Annotated in this window: 19 protein-coding genes, 1 tRNA gene and 1 pseudogene; 9 read left to right on the top strand and 12 right to left on the bottom strand. The window is 71.7% G+C overall.

The annotated features are described in order from the left end of the window. Positions 1-4: 4 nt before the first annotated feature. Entirely contained in the window at positions 5-688 is a 684-nt protein-coding gene (locus ACRDTB_RS02225; RefSeq protein WP_431428148.1) for a response regulator transcription factor, read from the top strand. Further along, positions 685-2,082, top strand: coding sequence for a HAMP domain-containing sensor histidine kinase (locus tag ACRDTB_RS02220; RefSeq protein WP_431428147.1), 1,398 nt, complete (start codon positions 685-687; stop codon positions 2,080-2,082). Before ACRDTB_RS02225 ends, ACRDTB_RS02220 begins: the two co-directional genes overlap by 4 nt. Positions 2,083-2,204: 122 nt before the next feature. Here the strand turns inward: ACRDTB_RS02220 and ACRDTB_RS02215 are convergent, their stop codons facing one another. The 4 genes from ACRDTB_RS02215 to ACRDTB_RS02200 form a co-directional block, all read right to left on the bottom strand. Continuing rightward, positions 2,205-4,952: an FAD-binding and (Fe-S)-binding domain-containing protein gene (locus ACRDTB_RS02215; protein ID WP_431428244.1), complete on the bottom strand. Its 2,748-nt coding sequence runs from the start codon at positions 4,950-4,952 to the stop codon at positions 2,205-2,207. Between the two features lie 182 nt (positions 4,953-5,134). Further along, positions 5,135-6,871 (bottom strand): methyltransferase domain-containing protein, encoded by a 1,737-nt coding sequence (locus ACRDTB_RS02210; RefSeq protein ID WP_431428146.1) that lies wholly within the window; start codon positions 6,869-6,871, stop codon positions 5,135-5,137. Positions 6,872-6,901: 30 nt separating this feature from the next. Continuing rightward, a complete protein-coding gene (locus ACRDTB_RS02205; protein ID WP_431428144.1) occupies positions 6,902-7,834 on the bottom strand; it encodes a glycosyltransferase in 933 nt (310 codons plus the stop codon). Between the two features lie 26 nt (positions 7,835-7,860). Next, on the bottom strand, positions 7,861-9,171 hold the full coding sequence (locus ACRDTB_RS02200; protein WP_431428143.1) for a hypothetical protein: 1,311 nt from the start codon (positions 9,169-9,171) through the stop codon (positions 7,861-7,863). Between the two features lie 215 nt (positions 9,172-9,386). Between ACRDTB_RS02200 and ACRDTB_RS02195 the strand changes: the two genes are divergently transcribed. Further along, positions 9,387-10,547: an acyltransferase family protein gene (locus tag ACRDTB_RS02195; protein WP_431428142.1), complete on the top strand. Its 1,161-nt coding sequence runs from the start codon at positions 9,387-9,389 to the stop codon at positions 10,545-10,547. A 39-nt stretch (positions 10,548-10,586) separates the two neighbouring features. After that, positions 10,587-11,771 (top strand): acyltransferase family protein, encoded by a 1,185-nt coding sequence (locus ACRDTB_RS02190; RefSeq protein WP_431428140.1) that lies wholly within the window; start codon positions 10,587-10,589, stop codon positions 11,769-11,771. A gap of 24 nt (positions 11,772-11,795) precedes the next feature. Here ACRDTB_RS02190 and ACRDTB_RS02185 read toward each other — a convergent pair whose 3' ends face one another. Then, the gene (locus tag ACRDTB_RS02185; protein WP_431428139.1) at positions 11,796-13,208 is read right to left on the bottom strand and encodes a hypothetical protein; all 1,413 of its coding nucleotides are present in this window, start codon (positions 13,206-13,208) and stop codon (positions 11,796-11,798) included. A 75-nt stretch (positions 13,209-13,283) separates the two neighbouring features. On the opposite strand from ACRDTB_RS02185, the gene ACRDTB_RS02180 reads away from it, so the two are divergent. After that, positions 13,284-14,072 (top strand): TylF/MycF family methyltransferase, encoded by a 789-nt coding sequence (locus ACRDTB_RS02180; protein ID WP_431428243.1) that lies wholly within the window; start codon positions 13,284-13,286, stop codon positions 14,070-14,072. Here the strand turns inward: ACRDTB_RS02180 and ACRDTB_RS02175 are convergent. From ACRDTB_RS02175 to ACRDTB_RS02160, 4 genes are read right to left on the bottom strand one after another with little or no spacing between them, the layout of a single operon-like run. After that, the gene (locus tag ACRDTB_RS02175; RefSeq protein WP_431428138.1) at positions 14,069-15,010 is read right to left on the bottom strand and encodes a lysylphosphatidylglycerol synthase domain-containing protein; all 942 of its coding nucleotides are present in this window, start codon (positions 15,008-15,010) and stop codon (positions 14,069-14,071) included. The genes ACRDTB_RS02180 and ACRDTB_RS02175 overlap by 4 nt on opposite strands. A gap of 2 nt (positions 15,011-15,012) precedes the next feature. Next, complete coding sequence (locus tag ACRDTB_RS02170; RefSeq protein ID WP_431428137.1) at positions 15,013-15,717, bottom strand: class I SAM-dependent methyltransferase; 705 nt, start codon at positions 15,715-15,717, stop codon at positions 15,013-15,015. Continuing rightward, positions 15,714-16,709 carry a glycosyltransferase family 2 protein gene (locus tag ACRDTB_RS02165; RefSeq protein ID WP_431428135.1) on the bottom strand — a complete coding sequence of 332 codons (996 nt, stop codon included), beginning with the start codon at positions 16,707-16,709 and terminating at the stop codon, positions 15,714-15,716. The genes ACRDTB_RS02170 and ACRDTB_RS02165 overlap by 4 nt, the downstream gene beginning before the upstream one ends. A 14-nt stretch (positions 16,710-16,723) precedes the next feature. Next, complete coding sequence (locus ACRDTB_RS02160; protein WP_431428133.1) at positions 16,724-18,499, bottom strand: hypothetical protein; 1,776 nt, start codon at positions 18,497-18,499, stop codon at positions 16,724-16,726. Positions 18,500-18,632: 133 nt separating this feature from the next. Here ACRDTB_RS02160 and ACRDTB_RS02155 point away from each other — a divergent pair, with 133 nt between their 5' ends. Together ACRDTB_RS02155 and ACRDTB_RS02150 are read left to right on the top strand one after the other, a co-directional pair. Then, positions 18,633-18,845 carry a hypothetical protein gene (locus ACRDTB_RS02155; RefSeq protein WP_431428132.1) on the top strand — a complete coding sequence of 71 codons (213 nt, stop codon included), beginning with the start codon at positions 18,633-18,635 and terminating at the stop codon, positions 18,843-18,845. Between the two features lie 395 nt (positions 18,846-19,240). Then, a pseudogene (locus ACRDTB_RS02150) lies at positions 19,241-19,364 on the top strand (peptide-methionine (S)-S-oxide reductase MsrA); the annotation flags it as partial. Between the two features lie 30 nt (positions 19,365-19,394). Here ACRDTB_RS02150 and ACRDTB_RS02145 read toward each other — a convergent pair. Next, the gene (locus ACRDTB_RS02145; protein ID WP_431428131.1) at positions 19,395-19,655 is read right to left on the bottom strand and encodes a Txe/YoeB family addiction module toxin; all 261 of its coding nucleotides are present in this window, start codon (positions 19,653-19,655) and stop codon (positions 19,395-19,397) included. After that, positions 19,652-19,894 carry a type II toxin-antitoxin system Phd/YefM family antitoxin gene (locus ACRDTB_RS02140; protein WP_431428129.1) on the bottom strand — a complete coding sequence of 81 codons (243 nt, stop codon included), beginning with the start codon at positions 19,892-19,894 and terminating at the stop codon, positions 19,652-19,654. Before ACRDTB_RS02140 ends, ACRDTB_RS02145 begins: the two co-directional genes overlap by 4 nt. On the opposite strand from ACRDTB_RS02140, the gene ACRDTB_RS02135 reads away from it, so the two are divergent. Continuing rightward, positions 19,802-20,161: a type II toxin-antitoxin system Phd/YefM family antitoxin gene (locus ACRDTB_RS02135; protein ID WP_431428127.1), complete on the top strand. Its 360-nt coding sequence runs from the start codon at positions 19,802-19,804 to the stop codon at positions 20,159-20,161. The genes ACRDTB_RS02140 and ACRDTB_RS02135 overlap by 93 nt on opposite strands. A 40-nt stretch (positions 20,162-20,201) precedes the next feature. Then, positions 20,202-20,432: a type II toxin-antitoxin system RelE family toxin gene (locus ACRDTB_RS02130; protein ID WP_431428126.1), complete on the top strand. Its 231-nt coding sequence runs from the start codon at positions 20,202-20,204 to the stop codon at positions 20,430-20,432. A gap of 56 nt (positions 20,433-20,488) precedes the next feature. On the opposite strand, the gene ACRDTB_RS02125 is transcribed toward ACRDTB_RS02130, so the two are convergent. Further along, positions 20,489-20,561: transfer RNA gene (locus ACRDTB_RS02125), tRNA-Gly, on the bottom strand. Between the last annotated feature and the right edge of the window lie 140 nt (positions 20,562-20,701).

The raw sequence follows: 20,701 nt of genomic DNA, 5'->3' as shown, positions 1-20,701 counted from the left end.
GTGCATGGCCGAAGAGCGCGGGTTGGTGCTGGTCGTCGAGGACGACCCCGCCATCGCCGACCTGGTGGTCCGATACCTGCGCCGGGACGGGTACGGCGTGCACCTCGTCGCCGACGGCGAGTCGGCGCTGGCCGCGGTGCGCCGGCTCCGGCCGGTGGCGGTGGTGCTCGATGTCGGGCTGCCGAAGGTGGACGGCATCGAGGTCTGCCGCGCGCTGCGGTCCGCCGGCGACTGGACGCCGGTCCTGTTCGTGACCGCGCGCGACGACGAGGTCGACCGGGTGCTCGGGCTGGAGCTGGGCGCCGACGACTACGTGACGAAGCCGTTCAGCCCGCGCGAGCTCGTGGCGCGGGTGCGCTCGGTGCTGCGCCGCGCGGCCGGCGCCCCGGTGGCCGAGGTGCTCGAGCTCGGCGCCACGCGGCTCGACGTCGGCCAGCGTCGCGTGTGGACGGACGGTCGCGAGGTGTCGCTGACGTCCACGGAGTTCGACCTGCTGGCGGCCCTGATGCGGCGGCCCCGGCAGGTGTTCGAGCGGGCGCAGCTGCTGTCGATGGTGTGGGGCTACGAGGCGGCGGCCGGCACCCGCACGGTGGACGTGCACATCGCGCAGCTGCGAGCCAAGCTCGGTCCAGCCAGTCCGATTAGGACGGTTCGGGGCGTGGGGTACTCCGCGGACCGGCCGGCGTGAGGCGCCCGTCGTCGCTCGTGGTGCGGACCACGGCGCTGTGCCTGGCCGTCGCCGGGGTGATGGCGCTGGTCGCCGGCGCGATCTCGGTGCGGCTGGTGACCACGTCGTCGCGGGAGATCACCCAGCAGACGCTGGCCGACCAGGCCGACGTGATCGCCGCGCAGCTGGCGCAGACGCGGCTGCTCGCCGGGCGGCTCAACGAGATTCTCGAGGGGCAGGACGTCGCGGTGGTCCGGCGCGGGGCGGCGGGCGGGCTGGCCGGCACCGACGAGGCGGCGGTGGTGGCGGCGCGGCGGGCCGGGCTGTCCCGCGTCACCGCGGAGCGGCCGCTGCACGGGAGCGCGCGCGTCGACGGCGAGATGCTGTTGGTCGAGGGCCGGGCGGTCGAGGGCCGGATCGCCATCGCGCTCGTCGGGAAGGTGGCGTTCGCCGAGGGCACCGGCCGGCGGCTGATCAGGAACGTGGTGTTCGCGCTGGGCGTCGGGCTGCTCGCGGCGGCCGCCGCGGGCTGGCTGCTGGCCGGGCGCCTGTCCGGCCCACTGCGCCGCACGGCGGCGGTGGCCTCCGCGATGAGCCACGGCCGGCGCGACCTGCGGGTGCCGCCGGAGGGGCCGCGCGAGCTGGTGGAGGTCGGCGAGTCGATCAACGCGCTGGCGAACGCGCTGGCGTACAGCGAGGCGCGGCAGCGGGAGTTCCTGCTGTCGGTCTCGCACGAGCTGCGCACGCCGCTGACCGCGGTCACGGGCTTCGCCGAGTCGCTGGCGGACGGCGTGGTCACCGGCGACGAGGTGCCCGAGGTCGGCCAGGTGATCGGGCAGGAGGCCGGTCGGTTGAACCGCCTGGTGTCGGACCTGCTGGACCTGGCCAGGCTCGGCTCGGACGACTACCGGCTGGACATCGTGGACGTGGACCTGACCGACCTGCTGGCCGAGTCGGTGCAGGTGTGGCACGCGCGCTGCGCCGCCGCCGGGGTGGTGTTCTCGGTCGAGGCAGCGGACCACCCGGTACCCGTGCGCACGGACCCGCGCCGGCTGCGGCAGGTGGTGGACGGGCTGGCGGAGAACGCGCTGCGGGTGACGCCCGCGGGCGCGCCGATCGTGCTGGCGCTGCGGTACGCACCGGGCGCGGCGGTGCTCGAGGTACGCGACGGCGGCCCGGGCCTGTCCGAGGAGGACTACCGGCGGGCGTTCGAGCGGGGCGTGCTGCACGCGCGGTACGAGGGCGTCCGGCCGGTGGGCACGGGAATCGGCCTCGCCCTGGTCCACGGCCTGGTGACCCGCATGGGCGGCATGATCGATGCCGGCCGGGCACCCGAGGGCGGCGCCCGGTTCACGGTGTCGCTTCCCTTGACACCACACGGACACGACGCGACCCAGCCACTCGCCACCCCGTGATCCGCGGCCCCCACCCTCTCCGGGGGCCACCCCACCACGCCAGTCTACTTGTGGGGGCTGACATGACGGTGTGGTCGTGGGCTTGCTGTGGATGGCTGGGTCTGTTGTGGACAACTCGGCGGTCAGCTGAGGGTGGCGGCCAGGACTTCGGCCAGGTGCACGGCGTGGCGGTCGCTGCCCTGCTCGATCTGGGTTCGGCAGCTGAAGCCGTCCGCTACGACCAGGGTGTCGGGGGCGGCCTCGCGGACCGCCGGGAGCAGGGTGTGCTCGGCGAGGGCCTGGGACACCTCGTAGTGGCCGCGTTCGAAGCCGAAGTTGCCGGCCAGCCCGCAGCAGCCGGCCGGCAACCGCCTGGCGTCCACGCCGGCCCGGGCCAGCAGTGCCGCGTCGGCGTCGAAGCCGAGGGTGGCGTGCTGGTGGCAGTGCACCTGGGTGATCGCCGTCCGCGGCTCGGCCGGCGGGGCCCACCCGGGTGCGTACGCCGCCAGGAAACCCGCCAGCGTGTGGCTCCGCGCCGCCAGCCGCTCGGCGCGCCGGTCGCCGGTCAGCTCCGGGACGTCGCCGCGCAGGGCGGACAGACAGCTCGGTTCCAGGCCGACCACCGGGGTGCCCGCGTCGATCTCCGGTCCCAGCACGCGCAGGCTCCGCCGCATCACCCGGCGCGCCACCGTGAGCTGCCCGGTCGACACCCACGTGAGCCCGCAGCACACCGACCCGCTCGGCAGCAGCGGCTCGAACCCGGCCGCCCGCAGCACGCGCACCGCGGCCGCACCGATCCACGGCGCGAAGAAGTTCGTGAACGTGTCCGGCCACAGCACCACGCGCCGGCCGTGTTCGCCGGCCAGGAAGGACCGCGTGAACGGCGTGCGCGCGACCCTCGGCAGCGAGCGCTGCGGGGCGATCCCGCCGAGCCGCTTGAGCACGCCCGCCGGACCGCGTCCGGACATCAACGCGTTCGCCAGCCGCGGCGTCTGGGACGCCAGCCGCAGCCACAGCGGCAGCCAGCCCATCGAGTAGTGCGCTGCCGGGCGCACCCGGCGCGCGTAGTGGTGGTGCAGGAACTCCGCCTTGTACGTCGCCATGTCCACATTGACCGGACAGTCGCTCGCGCACCCCTTGCAGGACAGGCACAGGTCGAGCGCGTCGCGCACCTCGGTGGACCGCCAGCCGTCGGTGATCACCTCGCCGGCGAGCATCTCGTACAGCAGCCGCGCCCGGCCGCGCGTCGAGTGCCGCTCCTCGCCGGTGACCCGGAAGCTCGGGCACATCACCGCCCCGTCGGCACCGCGGTCGCGGCACTTCGCCACCCCGACGCACCGCCGCATTGCCTGCGCGAAGTCCCCGCCGTCGTGCGGGTAGCGGAACTCCGTGCCGGTCGACAGCGTGGCCGGCAGCGGCTCGACCGCGGCGAACCGCAGGTTCTCGTCGATCCCGAACGGGCTCACGATCATGCCCGGGTTCATCCGCCCCTCCGGGTCCCAGATCGCCTTGAACCGCGAGAACAGCGTGATCATGGTCGGCGAGTACATCCGGGGCAGCAGCTCCGCGCGTGCCTGGCCGTCGCCGTGCTCGCCGGACAACGTGCCGCCGTGCCGCACGACGAGGTCCGCGCCCTCCTCGACGAACCGCCGGTACGCCGCGACGCCATCGCGGTGCGTGAGGTCCCAGTCGATGCGGATGTGGACGCAGCCCTCGCCGAAGTGCCCGTACGTCAGCCCGCGCAGCCCGTGCCGCCCCAGCAGCGCGCGAAGCTCCCGCAGGTAGGCGCCCAGCCGCTCGGGCGGGACGGCCGTGTCCTCCCAGCCGGGCCACGCCTCCGAGCCGTCCGCCATCCGGGTCGAGATGCCCGACCCCTCCTCGCGCAGCCGCCACAGCGAACGCCGCACGGCCGGCTCGGTGTACATGCCGTGCGGGACGCCCAGTCGCTCGGCGATCGCGGTCGCGGCGTCGGAGGCCGACGCCAGGTCGTCGCCGCCGACCTCGACGAACAGCCACGCGCCGCCGTCGGGCAGGACCGGCCGGCGCTCGGAGCTTCGGGCGTCGCGCAGGGCGAGGATCCGCTCGTCCATGCTCTCCACGGTCAGCGGGCGGTGCGGCAGGATCGCCGGCACCGCGTCGGCCGCCGCCACGTCGTCACCGAAACCGAGCACCAGCAGCGCCCGCGCCGCCGGGACTCCGACCAGCCGCACCGTCGCGCCGAGCACGACCACGCAGGTGCCCTCGGTGCCGACGAGCGCCTTCGCGATGTCGTGACCGTGTTCGGGCAGCAGCTGGTGCAGCGGGTACCCGGACACCTGCCGGCCGAGCCGGCCGAGCTCGGTGCGCAGCCGGGCGAGGTTGCCGGTCGCCAGGTCACGCAGCGCCGTGTGGATCTCGCCGACCCGGCCCGGCGCCGCCGCGAGTCGGGAGAGCTCCTCGGCCGTGGTCGGGCCGACCGTGAGCCGGGTGCCGTCGTAGAGCAGGACGTCCAGCTCCACGACGTTGTCGAGCGTGGTGCCCCAGGCGACCGAGTGCGCGCCGCACGAGTTGTTGGCGATCATGCCGCCGAGCGTGCAGCGGCTGTGCGTCGACGGGTCCGGGCCGAACGTCAGGCCGTGCCCCGCGGCCGCGGCACGCAGGTCGTCGAGGACGACGCCGGGCCCGACTCGGGCGGTGCGGGCAACCGGGTCGATCTCCTCGATCGTGTCCAGGCGGGACAGGTCCAGCACGAGGCCGCCGCCGGTCGCGTTGCCGGCGAGGCTCGTGCCACCGCCGCGCGGGACGATCGGCACCCCGAACTCGCGGGCCGCGGCGACCGCCGCCACCGCGTCGTCCGCGTCCGCCGCGATCACGACGGCCAGCGGCACCTGCCGGTAGTTCGAGGCGTCCATTGTGTACAGCGCACGCGTGCCGGCGTCGAAGTGGACCGGCCCGGAGACGGCCCCGGCCAGCCGGCGTTCCAGAGCTTTCGTGTCCACAGTGGACCTCCCGTGCGGTCGCCCAGGGTCCACCGTAGTTTCCCGGCGGGCGTTCGGCCGGTCGTGCCGGCGGTCGGCGTGGTGCGGCGCCGGGATCAGCGGCGACGGACCAGGCCGAGGATCCTGCGGCCGGCCGCGCCCACCAGCCGCAGGGGGGCGCTGAACTTCCACGATGTCGAGGAGCGCAGCTCGTCCAGTGCGTGGTGGGCGTTGTTCGACACCTCCTGGAGGTCCGCCAGCGCCAGCCGCGTGGCGGCCAGGTCGTCCTCCAGCTTCGCGATCCAGCGCTCCTGCGTCTCCACCTTCTCCAGCGTCCGGTCCAGTGCGCGAGCGGAGCCCGGCGGCAGCAGCAGCGGCTGCTCGTCGAGCGCGATGTGCGCCACCGACCGCATCGCGAACCACTCCTGCGCCGACGCCGCCTGCGCCGACGTGTTGTCCGCCCACTTGTTGTAGATGCTCGTCATCCGCCCGGTGTCGACCACGCCGCACACGGACGCCGCGCGCACCAGGAACTGCCAGTCCTCGCAGACGGTCAGCGCCTCGTTGAAGGCGAAGCCCAGGTCGACCAGCGAACGGGGGAAGGCGAAGCAGTGGAAGGGCGTCTCGTTCTGGCGGATGTGGCGCGCCAGGTCGAACCTCGTGGCGTACGTCGGGGTCATGGGGCCCACCGCCACGTGCGACGCGAGCTCGTCCCCCTTGCCGTGCCGGCGCTTCTGCTCCGCGGCCCACCAGCGCACGACCATGCCCCGGTGCGTCCGCGCGTTCGTGCGGATGTTCTCCACCCAGTCGGCCGTCACCAGGTCGTCGTCGTCGAGGAAGACCAGGTACTCGCCGATCGCCTCCCGCAGGCCCGCGTTCGCCGGCCGCCCGCGGGTGCCGCCGTCGCAGGACACCACCCGCACCCGCTGCGCGATGTTGCCCTCGAACTCGTCGACCAGCTCGCGCACGGCCGTCATGCGGGTCGAGTCGTGGACCACCAGGACGACCTCGAAGTCGAGGCAGGTCTGCGCGGCCAGGCAGCACAGCACGTCCGTCAGCGTCTCCGGCCGGCGGCCCTGGGTCCGCAGCACGATGCTGACGAACGGCGTGCCGGCGTCGGTGACCTGCTCGGCGACCCGCGGCGAGCCCCGGTGGTAGCGCCGCACGAACTGGTTGACCACGCCGAACTCGTCCGCGCCGCGACGCACGTGGTCGAGGTAGGCGCCGAGGTTCGTCGCCGGCTCGAACGCCGGGTGGCCGGCGCGGTGCTGGTCGGACTCCTCCAGCGGGAAGTCGAGCCGGGCCGACTCGTACCAGCCCGTGCCCGACATCAGCTCGGTCAGCGTCCGGTCGGTGAAGAACCGCACGTGCGTACGGTCGAGCAGCCCCGAGTCCGTCGTCTCCCACTCGCCGACCAGGAGTCTCCTGGCGATGTCGCGGTGCGCGACGTTCGGGATGCTCACGACCAGCTCGACACCCGGATGCGTCCCGGTCACGTCCGCCAGCGCGGTCAGCACGAGCGCCGGCTCGGTGACGTGCTCCAGCACGTCCAGGCACAGCACCGCCGCCAGCGGCCGGCCGGCGATGATCGTGCGCAGCGTGTCCGGCAGCCCGGGCCCGGCCAGGTCGGCATGGTGCGCCTCGAAGCCCTGGTCGGCGAGCTTCGCGACCGAGTCCTCGTCGACGTCCACGCCGACGTAGCGCGCGCCGAGCCGGCGCAGCGGCGCGGCGACGGCCGCCGAGCCACAACCGAGGTCGAGCACGAGCTTGTCGTGCAGGTCCGTGTCCCGCAGCAGCCGAACCGCGGCGCCGTACGGGCCGCGCTCGGTGAACTCGAACTCGTAGTTGCTCAACTGGCCGTCCTCAGCACCCGTCCGAACCCGTCAGAACCGTCGCCGGCCGTACTCGCCGTCGGTGAAGTCGGCGACCCGGTCCGCACCCGCGAGCGGAGCCGGCAGCGACCGGTCCCGCCGCCGGCGTTCGAACTCCGCCACCGCGCGCTGCTGCTCGGTGCTGCCGTGCGCGGTCACCAGCTCGATGGTCTCCTCGACCACGTCGTCGCGGGCGTACCGGGTGGCCAGCAGCAGCCGGCCCAGCAGGCCCTCGTACAGCTCGATCTGGGTCGGCGCCACGGTGGCCGTGTCGACCAGCCGCTTGTCGTGGAACACCACCGCGTTCGGCTGGTGCACCACCCGCCCGCCGGCCAGCCGCAGCCGCCAGCTCAGGTCGACGTCGTTGACGTAGGACGGGAACGCGTCGGTGTCGAACCCGCCGGCCTCGCGGAACCACGGCGTGCGCACGAGCAGGCAGGCGCCGCTGGCCCAGCTCTGCTCGCCGGTCACCGGGTCGAACCACTTCGGGTGCTCGCACGGGATCTGCCGGGCGTCGACGGCGGCCACCAGCGGGTCGCGCATGGCCGACAGCAGCCGGGCGATCATCCGCGGCGAGACGTAGCAGTCCGGGTTGAGGAACAGCAGGGCGTCCTCGGGCGCGTCCTCGGCGAGCGTGTTGCAGCCGGCGCTGTGCCCGAGGTTGCGGCCGAACCACGTGTAGTCGACGCTCGCCCGGTGCTCGGCCATCGCGCGCAGCGCGGCCAGGTCGGCCTCCTTGATCACCGGTCCGCCCGAGCAGTCGCCGACGCTGATCGTGACCACGTTCGGCGCCGTCCTCGGGTCCTCGCCCGCCCGCTCGACACCGCGGACCAGCGACCGCAGGCAGCGCCACATCTCGTCGAGGGCGTTCTCGTACAACACGACGGCGACCCTGATGGAGCTGGGCGTCGCGTCGTCCACCGACCGCCCGGGTACCGTCGTCACCGTCTCCGTCTCCGCCACTGGTTCGGCTACTCGGGCGGGGTGAGCTCGAGCTGGGCCTCCAACACGGCGTCGAACTGCGTCTTCGCCTGGTCCTTGCCGGTAGCGAACGCCTCGACCCGGATCACGTCGTCACCGTTGGTGTAGTGCGCGCGGTAGACGTACACGGTGCGGCTCGAGCTCTCCTGGGTCGACGTGTAGACCTTGACGCCCTCCACGGCCCCGCCCTTGACCTGCTTGTACCCGAACCGGCGCTGGTCGGTCGTGATGTCCTCGGCGAGCTGGGGCGGGTCGTTGGTGCCGAAGGACCACAGGCTGATCGTCGTCGACTCGTTCACCACGACGACCGAGCGCGCCTCGGAGATGCCGGCCTGCTTGAGCAGCACCTTGTCCGGCGTCGGCAGCGCCTTGGACTTGGCCAGCTCCGCCGCCGAGTAGGTCTTGCCGCCCGAGGTCGTGCCCTCCGGCACGTACAGCGGGCCGAACGGCTCGGGCTCCTCCGACGTCGGCGGCGAGGGCTTCTCGGAGGTCTCCGTCGGCTGCGGACCGCCGGGCTGTGCGGACGTGTCGTCCTTCTTGAACACGGTCAGGAACAGCACGCCGCCCGCGATGACCAGCAGCAGCACGACCACGCCGACGATCGCCCACGCCTTGCCGCGCCCCGGGGGCTTGTCGGTGTCGAACACCTCGGCGCCCTGCGCCTGGTAGCCGGCCCACGGCGGTACCAGCTCCTCCTGCTCCTCCCACGGCGGCGTCGACTGCTGCGGGCCCCAGGTGCCCTGCGGCGGTGGGCCCTGTTGTCCCTGATGCTGTCCCTGCTGTTGTTGCCACTGCTGGGCCGGCATGCCCTGCGGGGGCGAGGGCGGCACCTGCGGCACGTACTGCGTGCGGTCGCCGAAGCTCGGGCCGGGGCCCTTGCTGGCCGTGTCGTTCATGTCGACGATCTGCGTGCTGTCCGTCGAGTTGGAGACGATCTGCGTCTTCTCCGCGTTCGACGCGCTCGGCACGGCCTGGGTGACGTCGTCACCACCCTGCTGCTGCGGCGGCTGGGCGGGCGGGGGCTCGCTCGGTCGCTCGGTCGTCCACTTGAACGGCGGCGGGAAGGCGTCCTGCCCGCGGTTGACCGGACCACTGCCCTGGCCCGGACTGGGTGGAGTCTGCTGGGCACCACCTTGCGGGGCACCGCCCTGCGGAGTACCACCCTGCGGAGTACCACCCTGCGGAGTACCACCTGTCGCCATGGCGAGGATCCGCTCGCGTTCCCGCCGGTAGTCGTCCGCCGAGATCTGGCCAGATGCGAGCGCACCGTCTAGCTGGCTCAGCTCCTCCTGCCAGGTCACCTGACAGCCTCCTAGAACCAAAGAAATTACAAGGCGGACCGAACGCCTGCCCCCGTATGGCACGAGCGCCGGTGACTATCCTACTTTTCGTCGACCGTCCGCAAGGAGGGCGGGAGGGGGTGCGAATGGCCGGTCGGGGCGGCCAACACCGCGTAGGCCCAGCTAGTCGCGCCTCTCGTCGTGTCCCTCGTCGTGCCACTGACGGTTTCGGGACGTTGCGCCTCGTCATCGCGTGCGGCGTCATCGGCTTCCACGCCATGCCGATCACCGGCGACTACGATGGCTGGGGCTGGGGTCAGCACTGGTACCACTACGGCACGCTGACCGTCGCCGCGTTCATGGCGATGAGCGGCTTCTTCGTGATGAAGACCTGGGAGCGGGACCCGCACCTGGTCCGCTACTGGGTCCGCCGGGCGCTGCGCATCATGCCGGGCCTGCTCGCGGTGGTCCTCGTGTCCGCGTTCGTGCTCGGCCCGCTCGTGACCACGCGCAGCGCCGGCGAGTACTTCTCCGACTCGCGGACGTGGTCGTTCGTCTGGCACAACCTGCTGCTGTTCCCGCAGCAGTACGACCTGCCCGGCGTGTTCGCGGACAACCCGTACCCGCTGGCGATCAACGGCTCGCTGTGGTGCCTGCCGGTCGAGGTGCTCGGCTACGCGATGGTCACCGTCGTGGGCGTGCTCGGCATCAACCGGCGGCGCTACCTGATCTTCCTGGTCGCCGTGCCCTTCGCCGCGCTGCTCGTGCTGCGCGTGACCGGCGTGATCGCGCTGCCGGACACCATGTTGCTGCTGCTCACGAACCCGCTGCTGCAGTACATGGCGATCTACGCGATGGGCATCGCGACCTGGCTCTACCGCGACCGGATCCCGCTGTCCTGGTGGGGCGTGGCCGCCGCCGTGGTGATCGAGTTCCTCGTCTACCCGGGCCCGGTCGCGGACATCACGCGCGCGGTCACCGTGCCGTACGCGATCCTGACGATCGGCACCAGGCTGCCGTCGTGGCTGTGCCTGCCGAACTGGCTGACCGTGGCGAGCTTCGGCGTGTTCCTCTACGGCTTCCCGGTCGAGCAGACGCTGGCCTGGCTCGGCGCGGACAACCCGTGGCAGGTCATCGGCGCGGGCGTGCCGATCGCGCTGCTGCTGGGCCTCGCGTCCTGGCACCTGGTGGAGAAGCACGGCCTGCGCCTGCGCGCCACGCTGACCGACCGCCGGCCGGACGACCGCCCGGACACCCGCCCGGACACCGCCGCCGCGGAGCCCCGTACCGAGCGCATCCCGGCCGTCTTGGGTTCCGACCCGCCGACCGTCGAGCTGCCGGTGCTGCGGCCGGCCACGGAGATCTCCGGGATCTCCGGTCGCCGCCCGATCGCATAACACCCAACCGGCGGACGGCGGTTGCCTATGCTACGTCGCATGGCGAGCGAGGGTGCCGCCCGCGACGAGGGAAATGACGCGGGCCGGAAGGGCGACGGCTACGGCACCCTGCGCCTCGTCTTCGCGTTCATCGTGGTCATCGACCACACCCCGATCCTCACCGGCCGCGGCAACAGCTTCATGCCGGCCGAGTCCGGCGTCGACCTCGGCGCCGTGTCGGTGGGCGCGTTCATGGGCCTGTCCGGCTACTTCATCATGCGCAGCTGGCAGCGCGACCCGAACCTGTGGCGGTTCTGGGTCCGCCGGCTGCTGCGGATCATGCCGGGCCTGGCCGTCGTGCTCGCCCTGACCGCGCTGGTTCTCGGCACGCTGACGACCACGCTCGGCAAGCGCGAGTACCTCGCCCATCCGGCCACCTGGAGCTACGTCGGCGACAACCTGCTGCTGTTCCCGCAGCAGTACGTGCTGCCCGGCGTGTTCACCGGCAACCACTACCCGGGCGCGGTGAACGGCTCGCTGTGGAGCCTGCCGGTCGAGCTGCTCGGCTACGTGCTGATCGCGTTGCTCGGCCTGCTGATCACGTTCAGCCGGTCCCGGATCGTCATGGTCGTGTTCGCGCTGTCCATGGCGGTGCTGCTGCAGCGAATGGTCATCGGGCAGCTCACGCTGCCGCCGGTGCTGCTGCTCGTGCCGATATTCCCGCTGCTGCAGTACCTGGGCATGTACGCGGTGGGCGCGGCGATCTGGCTCTACCGCGACCGGTTGCGGCTGAGCTGGTTCGGCGTGCTGCTGTGCGTGGGCGTCGACTTCACGCTGTACTCCTCGGCGATGGTCGAGGTGGCGCGGATCTTCACGCTGCCCTACCTCGTCGTCGCGATCGGCCACCTGCTGCCGCGCCGGCTGTGGCTGCCGAACTGGCTCACGGTGGCCAACTACGGCGTGTACCTCTACGGGTTCGTGGTTCTCCAGACGTTGCTGTTCCTCGGCGTGGGGCCACCCTGGCTGGTGGCCGCGGCGGCCGTGCCGATCGCGCTCGGGTGCGGCCTGATCTCCTGGCACGTGGTGGAGAAGCAGGCGATGAAGCTGCGCCGCGTCCTCATCCGCCGGCCGGCTCGCAAGCCGGAGCCGGCCGGTGAGCCCGGTTCGGGCACGTCCGACGAGCAGACCGAGGAGTTCCCACCGGTCGGGCCCGCGCAGCCCGCACCGGCACCCGCGTCCAGCTGACCCGGCGGGATTCCTGCCGGTGGCTCAGGACGGCGGCAGGACCGCGAGGATCGTGTCCGCTACGGTCTCCAGCTCCCGGCGGAGCTGGTCGCGGTTCGCGTTGAGCTGGGCCACGCCGAACCGGACGGTGTACTTGCCCGTCGTGTAGACGACCCGGTACACGGTGGCCTCCTCGCTGCGCTCCAGCACGGGCAGCCCACTGCTCAGCTCCTTGCCGGGGGTGAACCCGGCGTCGCCCAGGTACTGGCGCTCGGCATCGGTGAACGCGGCGGCTGTGGTCGCGTTCGGCATGGTGAACACCAGCAGCGCGTTGCCGGTCTCGCCCTTCGTGGAGCCGCGGAAGATCACGTCGCTGACGCTGCTCTGGATGGCCGCGTCGACCTCCTGCGGGGCCAACAGCTTGAGCTGGCCGGCTCGCGCGGCCGAGATCGTGCCGTTGTTCTTGTCCGCGGCCCCGGGCAGCGGACCCACGACGTCGGCCAGGTTCGTGGGCAGGTCATCCGGAGGCGTGCTCTGCTGCGGCGTGGACGGCGCCGGCTGGTTCGGCGCCTGGCTCTGCGGCTGGTCGCTGGTGGCCGGCGGGTTCGCGGCCGGCGCCTCGTCCGACCGGAAGGCGAAGTACCAGACCCCGCCGCCGACCACCGCGAGCGCGATCACGACCGACAGCAGGACCGCGGCGGTGCGGCGGGCGTTGCCCTGCGGCCTGGCCCTGGAGAAGACCTCCTCGCCGCGTACGTGCCCGGTCCACCGCGCGGGCGCCGGCAGGGGCGGCGGTGGGGGCGGCGCCGGGTAGTCCGTCGGCCGGGGCGGGAACGTGGGGACCTTCTTCTTGCCCGACTCGGCCACGGTCTCGGCGGCCACGCTGGCGGTCCGGTCCGGGTCGTCCGGGTCGCCGGGCTCGATGATCTCCACCAACCCCACGGAACCCGCGGAGCCCGCGGGCTCCACCCGCGCGGCGGGCTCGGCGACGGTCTCCGTGGACTCCATGGCGTTCCTGGGCGCGGCGGGCGGGGCAGGCCCGCGCTGGACGACGGTCTCCTCCACGGGCGCGGGGTGGACGGCGGTCTCGTCCGCGGGTGCGGAGTGGACGATCGTCTCCTCCACGGGCGCCGGGTGGACGGCGGTGTCGTCCTCCTCGACGGGCTGGCCGTGCACGACGGTCTCGTCGACCACGACCGTCTCGTCCGCCACGATTTGGGTCTCCTCCGCGTCCTCGTCGGCGGGGGGAGCGGGAGGTGCCGGGGGAGCGGGCGTGGCCGGCGCGGCTTCCGGTGGTGCGGCGTCGGGGCGGGCGCTGGACCACAGGGAGCCCCGGCCCTGCGCTGGTGCGGAGGCCTCGGCGAGTAGCTCGTCACGCATGCGTCGGTAGTCTTGCGCGGAGATCTCGCCCCCGGACAGTTGCTTGTCCAACCGCCGCAGCTCGTCCTGCCAGTCCATGTGCGTACTCCTGTGTCGGTTGCCCTCGACGTAACAGGATGCCGCACGACGCGGAAGGAATTGTTCGCAGTCGTGATGTCCGCAGAAAAGATCGCCGGAACGACCGTCGAAAGAATCCGCGAACGCTACGTCGACCTACTCGTCCGCGCGCTCACCAACACCATCTACGAGGACCCCAACGAGGCACCCTGGGGACCGGACGGCTTCGACCCGAAGGCCCGCGGCGAAGGCGCCGACTGGCCGCACACCGCGCACACGATGGTCGGCCGCAAGCGCCTGGAGAACCTGCACGAATGCGTCCGCACGGTGATCGCCGACGGCGTGCCCGGCGACCTCGTCGAGACCGGCGTGTGGCGCGGCGGCGCGTCGATCCTCATGCGCGGGGTGCTCGCGGCCCACGAGGAGACCGGCCGCACGGTCTGGGTGGCCGACTCGTTCGACGGCCTGCCGCCGCCGGACACCGAGCGCTACCCGGCCGACGCCGGCGACACCCACCACGAGGTCGACTTCCTCGCCGTGCCGCTCGCGGAGGTCCGCGCCAACTTCGCCAGGTACGGCCTGCTCGACGACCAGGTCCGCTTCCTGCCCGGGTGGTTCCGTGACACGCTGCCGACCGCACCGATCGAGCGGCTCGCGGTCCTGCGCCTCGACGGCGACATGTACGGCTCGACCTGGGACGCCCTGACCGCGCTGGCCCCGAAGCTCTCGCCGGGCGGGTTCGTGATCGTCGACGACTACCACGCGGTCGCGGGCTGCCGGCAGGCCGTGGACGACTACCGCGCCGCGAACGGCATCGACGCGCCGATCCGGACCATCGACTGGGCCGGCGTCTTCTGGCGGGTCCCCCGGGACACGGCCACCTAGGCCTCGGCGGGCTGCTCGTCCCGCTTGGCACGACGGGCGCGGACCAGGCCGTACCGCAACGCGAGCAGCATGTCCGCCAGCGTGTGGCCGACCCGCAGGATCAGGCTCACCGTCGTCGCCGCGGCCACACCCAGCAGCGGGGTCAGCGCCAGGATCAGCACCGCCTCGCGGGCGCCCACGCCGGCCGGCGCGATGAACACCACGAGCCCCACGATCCAGCCCAGCGCGAACGCGCCCGTGCACACCACGGCGAGCTGCAGGACGGAGTCGGTGAACGGGTCGGCGAGCAGGTACCCGGCGAGCCCGTAGCCCAGCCACGCCGGCAGCATCCACGCGAGCGGCCGCACCAGGTGTCCCCACCGCAGCGTCGGCGGCTCGACGCCGGACCGGCCGGCGAGCTTGCGAGCCAACAGGTTCACCACCCGCGGGTGCAGCAGCACCAGCGCCAGCGGAACGCAGACGCCCGCCCAGCCGAACCGGCTCACCAGGTCCGGCTGGCTGATCAGCAGCAGCGCGCCGACGAGCACCGAGGTCACCGCGTGCACCACGAGGAACACCGAGCCCGCCAGCAGCGCGAGCCCGCCCGGCACGCCGTGCTCGCGGGCGAACCGCATCTGTGCCAGGAACGGCCAGATCGAGCCCGGCAGGTACTTGCCGACCTGTGCGGGGAAGAAGATCTGCCGCGCGGCCCCGGACGACACCGACGAGCCCAGCGCCGCGAGGCAGTGCTTCCAGACCTCGGCCGTCGCCAGCAGCCCGGCGACGACGCACCCGAGCGCCAGCACCATCCGCCACCACGCGATGTCGCCGATCGCGTCGACCACGTTCGGCAGCTGGTCGCGCAGCGCCCAGCCGGCGACGCCGACGGCGACCACCACGAACACGATGGCCAGCAGGTCGGCCAGCCGGCTCGGTCGCGGTGGTGTCGGTTCAGACATGCCTAGTCACGCCTGATCAGCCCGGTCGTCGTCGGGTAGGGCAAGGTCGGCGTCGCGCCCTTGAGCAGCTCGATGCGAACGCCCGGCATCGCCGAGAGGACGTCCCAGTAGCGCTTGCGCTTGATGTTGTCGAACACGATCACGCCGTCGTCGGCGAGGTGGTCCAACGCGCGGCGGAACGCGTCGTTGCGTGCCCGCCCGTCCACCACGATCAGGTCGAACACGCCGCCGACCTGGTCGATCGTGGCCACGTAGTCGGCGAAGTCGAGCTCGGTGTGCCCGGCCCGGCCGGACCGGATCACGGTCCGCGGCGTGGCGGGCGTCGCCGGCACCGCGTGCAGCTTCACGCCGGGGGTGTCCGCGAGCAGCTCGCGGACGAACTCGACCCACTCGCCGTCGTGCTCGACGCTGTCCACCTGGCCCGCTCGCCGGGCGAGCCACGCGGTGCTCGCGCCCGCGCCGTACTCGAACACGCGGGCGCCCGGCCGGTCGGCCAGGAACTCCTCGACCCGGCGCATCGCGGGGTAGCTCCACCAGGCCAGGTCCATCCGCGCCAGCTCGGCGGCGTCGAAGATCGAGAACAGCGTGCGCACGTGCCGCGCTTTCGGGGACTCGCTGCGCTCCAGCCGCGTCAGCAGGCCGGTCTTGTCCGCGGCCTTGCGCACGGTCCGCACACCGGAGACGTACGCCCCCCGCAGGCCACTCATTTCGCCACCACGCGGGTCGTCGGCTCGACCGCGTCGGCCGGCTCGAGCGTCTTGGTCCGCTCGTCGATCAGGTCCGTGGCCTCGCGCCGGTTCGCCGTCCGGTGGAGCACGATCTCCGCGATCAGCCCGATGGAGATCATCTGCACGCCGAGGATGATCAGCAGGATGCCCAGCATCAGCAGCGGCCGGTCGCCGATGGCCTCGCCGCCGAAGACCTTCACGATCGTCAGGTAAGCCAGCAGCACGAACCCGAGCAGGCCGGACGCCAGGCCCAGGCCGCCGAACAGGTGCGCCGGGCGGCGGCCGTACTTGGTGATCGTCATGACGGTCAGCAGGTCGATCGCGCCGCGCACGTAGCGCTCGAACCCGTACTTCGACTTGCCGTGCTCGCGCGGCCGGTGGTTGACCGCGAGCTCGCGGACCTTATAGCCGCTCTGGTGGGCGAGCGCAGGGATGTAGCGGTGCAGCTCGCCGTAGAGCGGCACCCGCCGGTACACCTCGGTCTTCGCGGCCTTGAGCCCACAGTTGTGGTCGTTGAGCTTCAGCCCGGTGATCACGCCGGTCATCTTGTTGAAGAACTTCGACGGGATGCGCTTGCCGAGCGGGTCCTTGCGGTCGGCCTTGTGGCCGGAGACCAGGTCGGCGCCGTCGTCGAGCTCGGCCAGCAGGCGCGGCACCTCGGTCGGGTCGTCCTGCAGGTCGGCGTCCATCGTGACGACCCGCTCGCCGAGTGCCTCGTCGACCGCCGCGGCGAGCGCCGCGGCCTTGCCGAAGTTGCGCCGCAGCCGCAGCGCACGGACCCGCCGGTGCGTGGCGGCCAGGTCCCGCATGACCGTCCAGCTGGTGTCGACGCTGCCGTCGTCGACGAAGATCACCTCGTACTCGACTTCGGGCAGCGTCTCGAACGCCGCCGCGATCTCGGCCACCAGGGTGGCCAGCGTCGCCTCCTCGTCCTTGACCGGGATCAGGACGCTCACCTGCACGTCTGGCACGGTTTCAATAGTCACTACTCGTCTCCGGTATCGCTGACCTGGGCGGGAAGCCACCTCATCGCACCGCTCTCGTACACGACCACGACGCGTGTCTCGTCGGTGACCGGTCCGAGGACCTTGAAGCCTACGTCGGGCGGCAGATCCCAGTACCTCGCGGTGACCTCGCTGCGCGTCATGCGGCTCACGCCCCCGCCGACGACCTTGCCGGCGCCGTCCACGACCAGCGTGCAGCGCACCTGGTCCGTGCCGCGCCCGACGCCCCCGGTGGCCCAGCCGATGATGATCGAGGCCTCGCCGCGCGGCTCGACCCGATCGATGACGCCGGCCGGCTCGCTCGGGCTGCGGGAACCGGGCTGCGGGAGCGCGGTCGTCCGCGTCAGGTCGATGGTCGAGCCGAGCTCGGGGCCGCCGCAGCCGAGGGAGAACGTCCCGTTGAGGGGATAGTGGTGCAGTGCCGTGAGCTTCGGCTCGAGCTGGGCCTCCCTGGGCAGCACCGGGCCCAGCACGTCGCCGTAGCCGGCGGCGATCGCGACGCCCTCGATCGGGTGCTCCGCGATCTGGGACCGCAGCATCGCGGCCGTGGGCAGGCCGAGCGTGAAACCGACGACGCCGAGGGAGACCGTGGTGATCGCGATCTTCTGCGCGTTGCGCCGCACGCCCTTGTAGAGCACGACGGCCATCAGCACGAGCAGCGGGACCGACACCATCACCGCGAGCGAGGAGTACCGGCTGGAGAGCCCGAAGTCGGCGCCGAAGTCGACCCGGGCGGCGGCGATCATGCCGCAGGCGAGCACGCCGTAGACGGCGAGTGCCCACCAGAACCGCAGTGCCTTGTCACGCGCGGTCTTGTTGGTCATCAGCACGGCGTAGACGACGAGCATCAGCGCGCCGGCGATGACCGCGACGCCGGCGTTGTCGGCCGTCCACATCTTCCCGACGATCGTCAGGAACGTGAACAGCAGCGAGCCGATGTCGTTCGCCGGTACGCCGCCCACCCAGTTGACCGGCTTGAGGACGTACCAGATGCCGACCACGACCACGCCGATGCCGAGCGGCACGAGCCGGGTCCGCCAGCGCTCCTTGTGCAGCGTGGCGAGCACCGCGAGCGCCGGCCAGAGCGCGAACGCGGTGCCGTAGGACGCGGTCGCGAGGATGCCGACACCCCAGGCGGCCCACCACGTCCGCCGGTGCGCGAGTACGAGCGAGGCGACCACGAACAGGTTCGCCGTGAGCCACGCGGAGCCGCTCATCGAGCGGACGAACATGTGCAGGCCCTGCAGGCTGAACACGAGCGCGGACGCGCCGACCACGAGCCCCGCCCGCACCACCGGGGGCAGCGACGCCGGCAGTGCCGCACGCATCAGCAGCACGGTGACGGCCGCGATCACGATCACGAGGTAGCCGAGCACCCGGTTGTCGCCGTCCGCGAGCCGCGCGTCGAGCCAGTACAGCAGCGACGGGATCATCAGCGGGTGCTCGTTCTGCGGCTGGAGCAGGCCCACGGCGCGGAGCGAGCCGTCCGGGTTGGTGATCCGCTCGAGGACGTACCAGTAGTCGAGCCACTGCAGCTTTCCGGACCTAGCCACCTCGAGCACGATGGCGATCGGGGGGATCAGCGCGAGCAGCTCGACGAGTCGGGCGACGGTCCGGTCCGTGAACCTGCGGCGCAGCGCGGCGACCCACGCGTCGGCCCGGCCGCCTCCGTTCACCGAATCCTCGCCGTCTCCGCCGTTGTCCGGTTCGCGCGGCGGATCCGCCTCTGGATCCTTCTTCAAGACCGTGCTCGTCACGCCAATACCATGTCAAAGACGCCTTGGCGACCGACGCGCGGCCTAGATGTCGGCTCCCACCCGGCCTCCGTTCGGCCTCGCGTCGCACGGCCGTCCGTTGATCTCGGTCAGAACCACGGAGAAGAGTGCGAGCATGGCGTTGTTCGACTTCCGGCGGGACAGGACACGGATCGTCGAGGCGTCGCGGGCCCTTCCCGGCCGCACGAACCGGATGCCGGTGCCGCGCACGCACGCGATGTTCACCGACCGGCCGATCGCCCCGCCGTTCCCGGACGGCATGCGGACGGCCGTGTTCGGAATGGGCTGTTTCCGGGGCGCGGAGCGCCCCGGCTTCCGCAGCTCGTAGACAAACGACCCGCCGAATTCGGGCGTTGAGCTGGAAGAACAGGGATTGCTGTGCTGCCGCGCGTGTGCCTACACCCTGATCTCTCATTCGTGCAGGTCAAGCGTGTGCGTGGCGACGTGGGTCGGCATGGTGGGCGCGCCTTTGCCGCCTTGTCCGTGTCCACGCGAGGCGCGTAGACACATGATCATTATCGCGGGCGCCGGGGCGTTCCAACAGTCTTGATCTTGCGGGTCAAGGACGACATGACCGCAGGTCAGGCCGTTCGTCATCCCGCCCTCGACACGGTGTAGGCACACGCCTTACCAGCGAGTGGCTCCGTTTCTGCAGGCCACACGGCGTTGTCGGGCGCCGCGTTCCTACATGCTGCGGAACCCGGGAGCGCCTTTCTGGCAGACCCCGGGCGTGTACACGACTACGCGGAGGACTACCACCAGCAGTACTTGGTAAAAGTTCCGAACGGTTATTGCGGGGCTAGGTGGGACCGGCGTGAGTTGTCCAGTGGGGCTGACGATGGATGGGAGTCGACGAGTGTTCCGCAGCGTGGGTGCGCTACCTGCCGTAGTGGTAGCGGCAGGCAGCTATCCGGATCTCGTCACCCGCGATCTTGTAGACCAGCCGGTGCTCATCGGTGATCCGACGTGACCAGTAGCCCTGAAACCCATGCTTCAGGGCCTCGGGTTTGCCGATGCCTTCGTTCCCGTTTCGACTGATTTCCTTGATCAGTGAGTTGATCCGCTTGAGGATCTTGCGGTCCTCGGACTGCCACCAGACGTAGTCGTCCCAAGCGAGTTCGTCCCAGACGAGTTTCATTCGGCGAGCTCATGTGGCGCGCCGCCGCCCGACTCCAGGCGCTCAATCGCCGTGATCAGACGCCTGGCGTTCTCCGGGCTGCGGAGCAGGTAGGCGGTTTCCTTCAGTGACTCGTAGTCGTCGAGCGAGACGATCACGACGGGCTCATGCCCGGCGCGTGTGATCACAACTTCCTCGCGATCGTTGACCACGGAGTCGAGAGTCTCGGCGTAGTGCGCGCGGGACTCGGAGTAGCTCATGGTCTTCACAGCGGACACCTCTCTCGAGCACGTACAAAAAACTGTACGTCCGATGGGCCGGGGGCGTCAAGCTCCTCGACGGCCCACGAGCGAGTGGTGCTGACACGGCACGGCCGGCCCGTTGCGGCCGTCGTCTCGCTCGACGATCTTCGAGCGCTGGAGTTGGCAGAGGGCGAGGCCGATTTGCAGGCCGCGCGCGAAGCGCTCGCCTCCGAGGAGCGTCGCGTACCGCATCGCGAGATCCTTGGCTCGCTTGGTCTTGTCTGACCGGTGACGTTCGACATCGAGTGGACGGCGCCTGCTGCCCGTGAGCTTCGGAAACCTGACCGTGCGAGGCAGCGTCGCGTCGCTCGCGCCGTTACGGCACTCGGCTTGGATCCTCGCCCGTCGGGGTTCAAGGCGTTGGTGGGGCATCCCGCGGGTGGTGATGCGGATTCGCGTCGGTGACTATCGCGTCGTCTATCAGATCGAGGATGGCCGGGTGCTCGTCACCGTCGTGCGCGTCGCGCGTCGTCGCGAGGTCTACCGCAAACTCTGAGCTTCTCGGGCGAGCGACGCGGCCCGCGCTCTGGCGGGCACCCGCCGCCCATCGCGAGCGGACGACGGGACTCGAACCCGCGACCCTCACCTTGGCAAGGTGATGCGCTACCAGCTGCGCTACGTCCGCGATGTGTCGTCGCGAGTTTAGCCGACCGGCCCCGGGTGGCCGGCTCGACTTCGTACGACCGTGGATTGGGCCGAACGGGCTAATACATTCGTAGGTATCCCCTTCACGTTCTTAACGTTTGCCGTCCACATGAATCCGCC

The organism is Actinophytocola sp. (genome assembly GCF_050699935.1).
Classification (GTDB): domain Bacteria; phylum Actinomycetota; class Actinomycetes; order Mycobacteriales; family Pseudonocardiaceae; genus Actinophytocola.
Note: the sequence above shows the minus strand (reverse complement) of the source record. Positions and strands in the feature narration are given on the sequence as shown.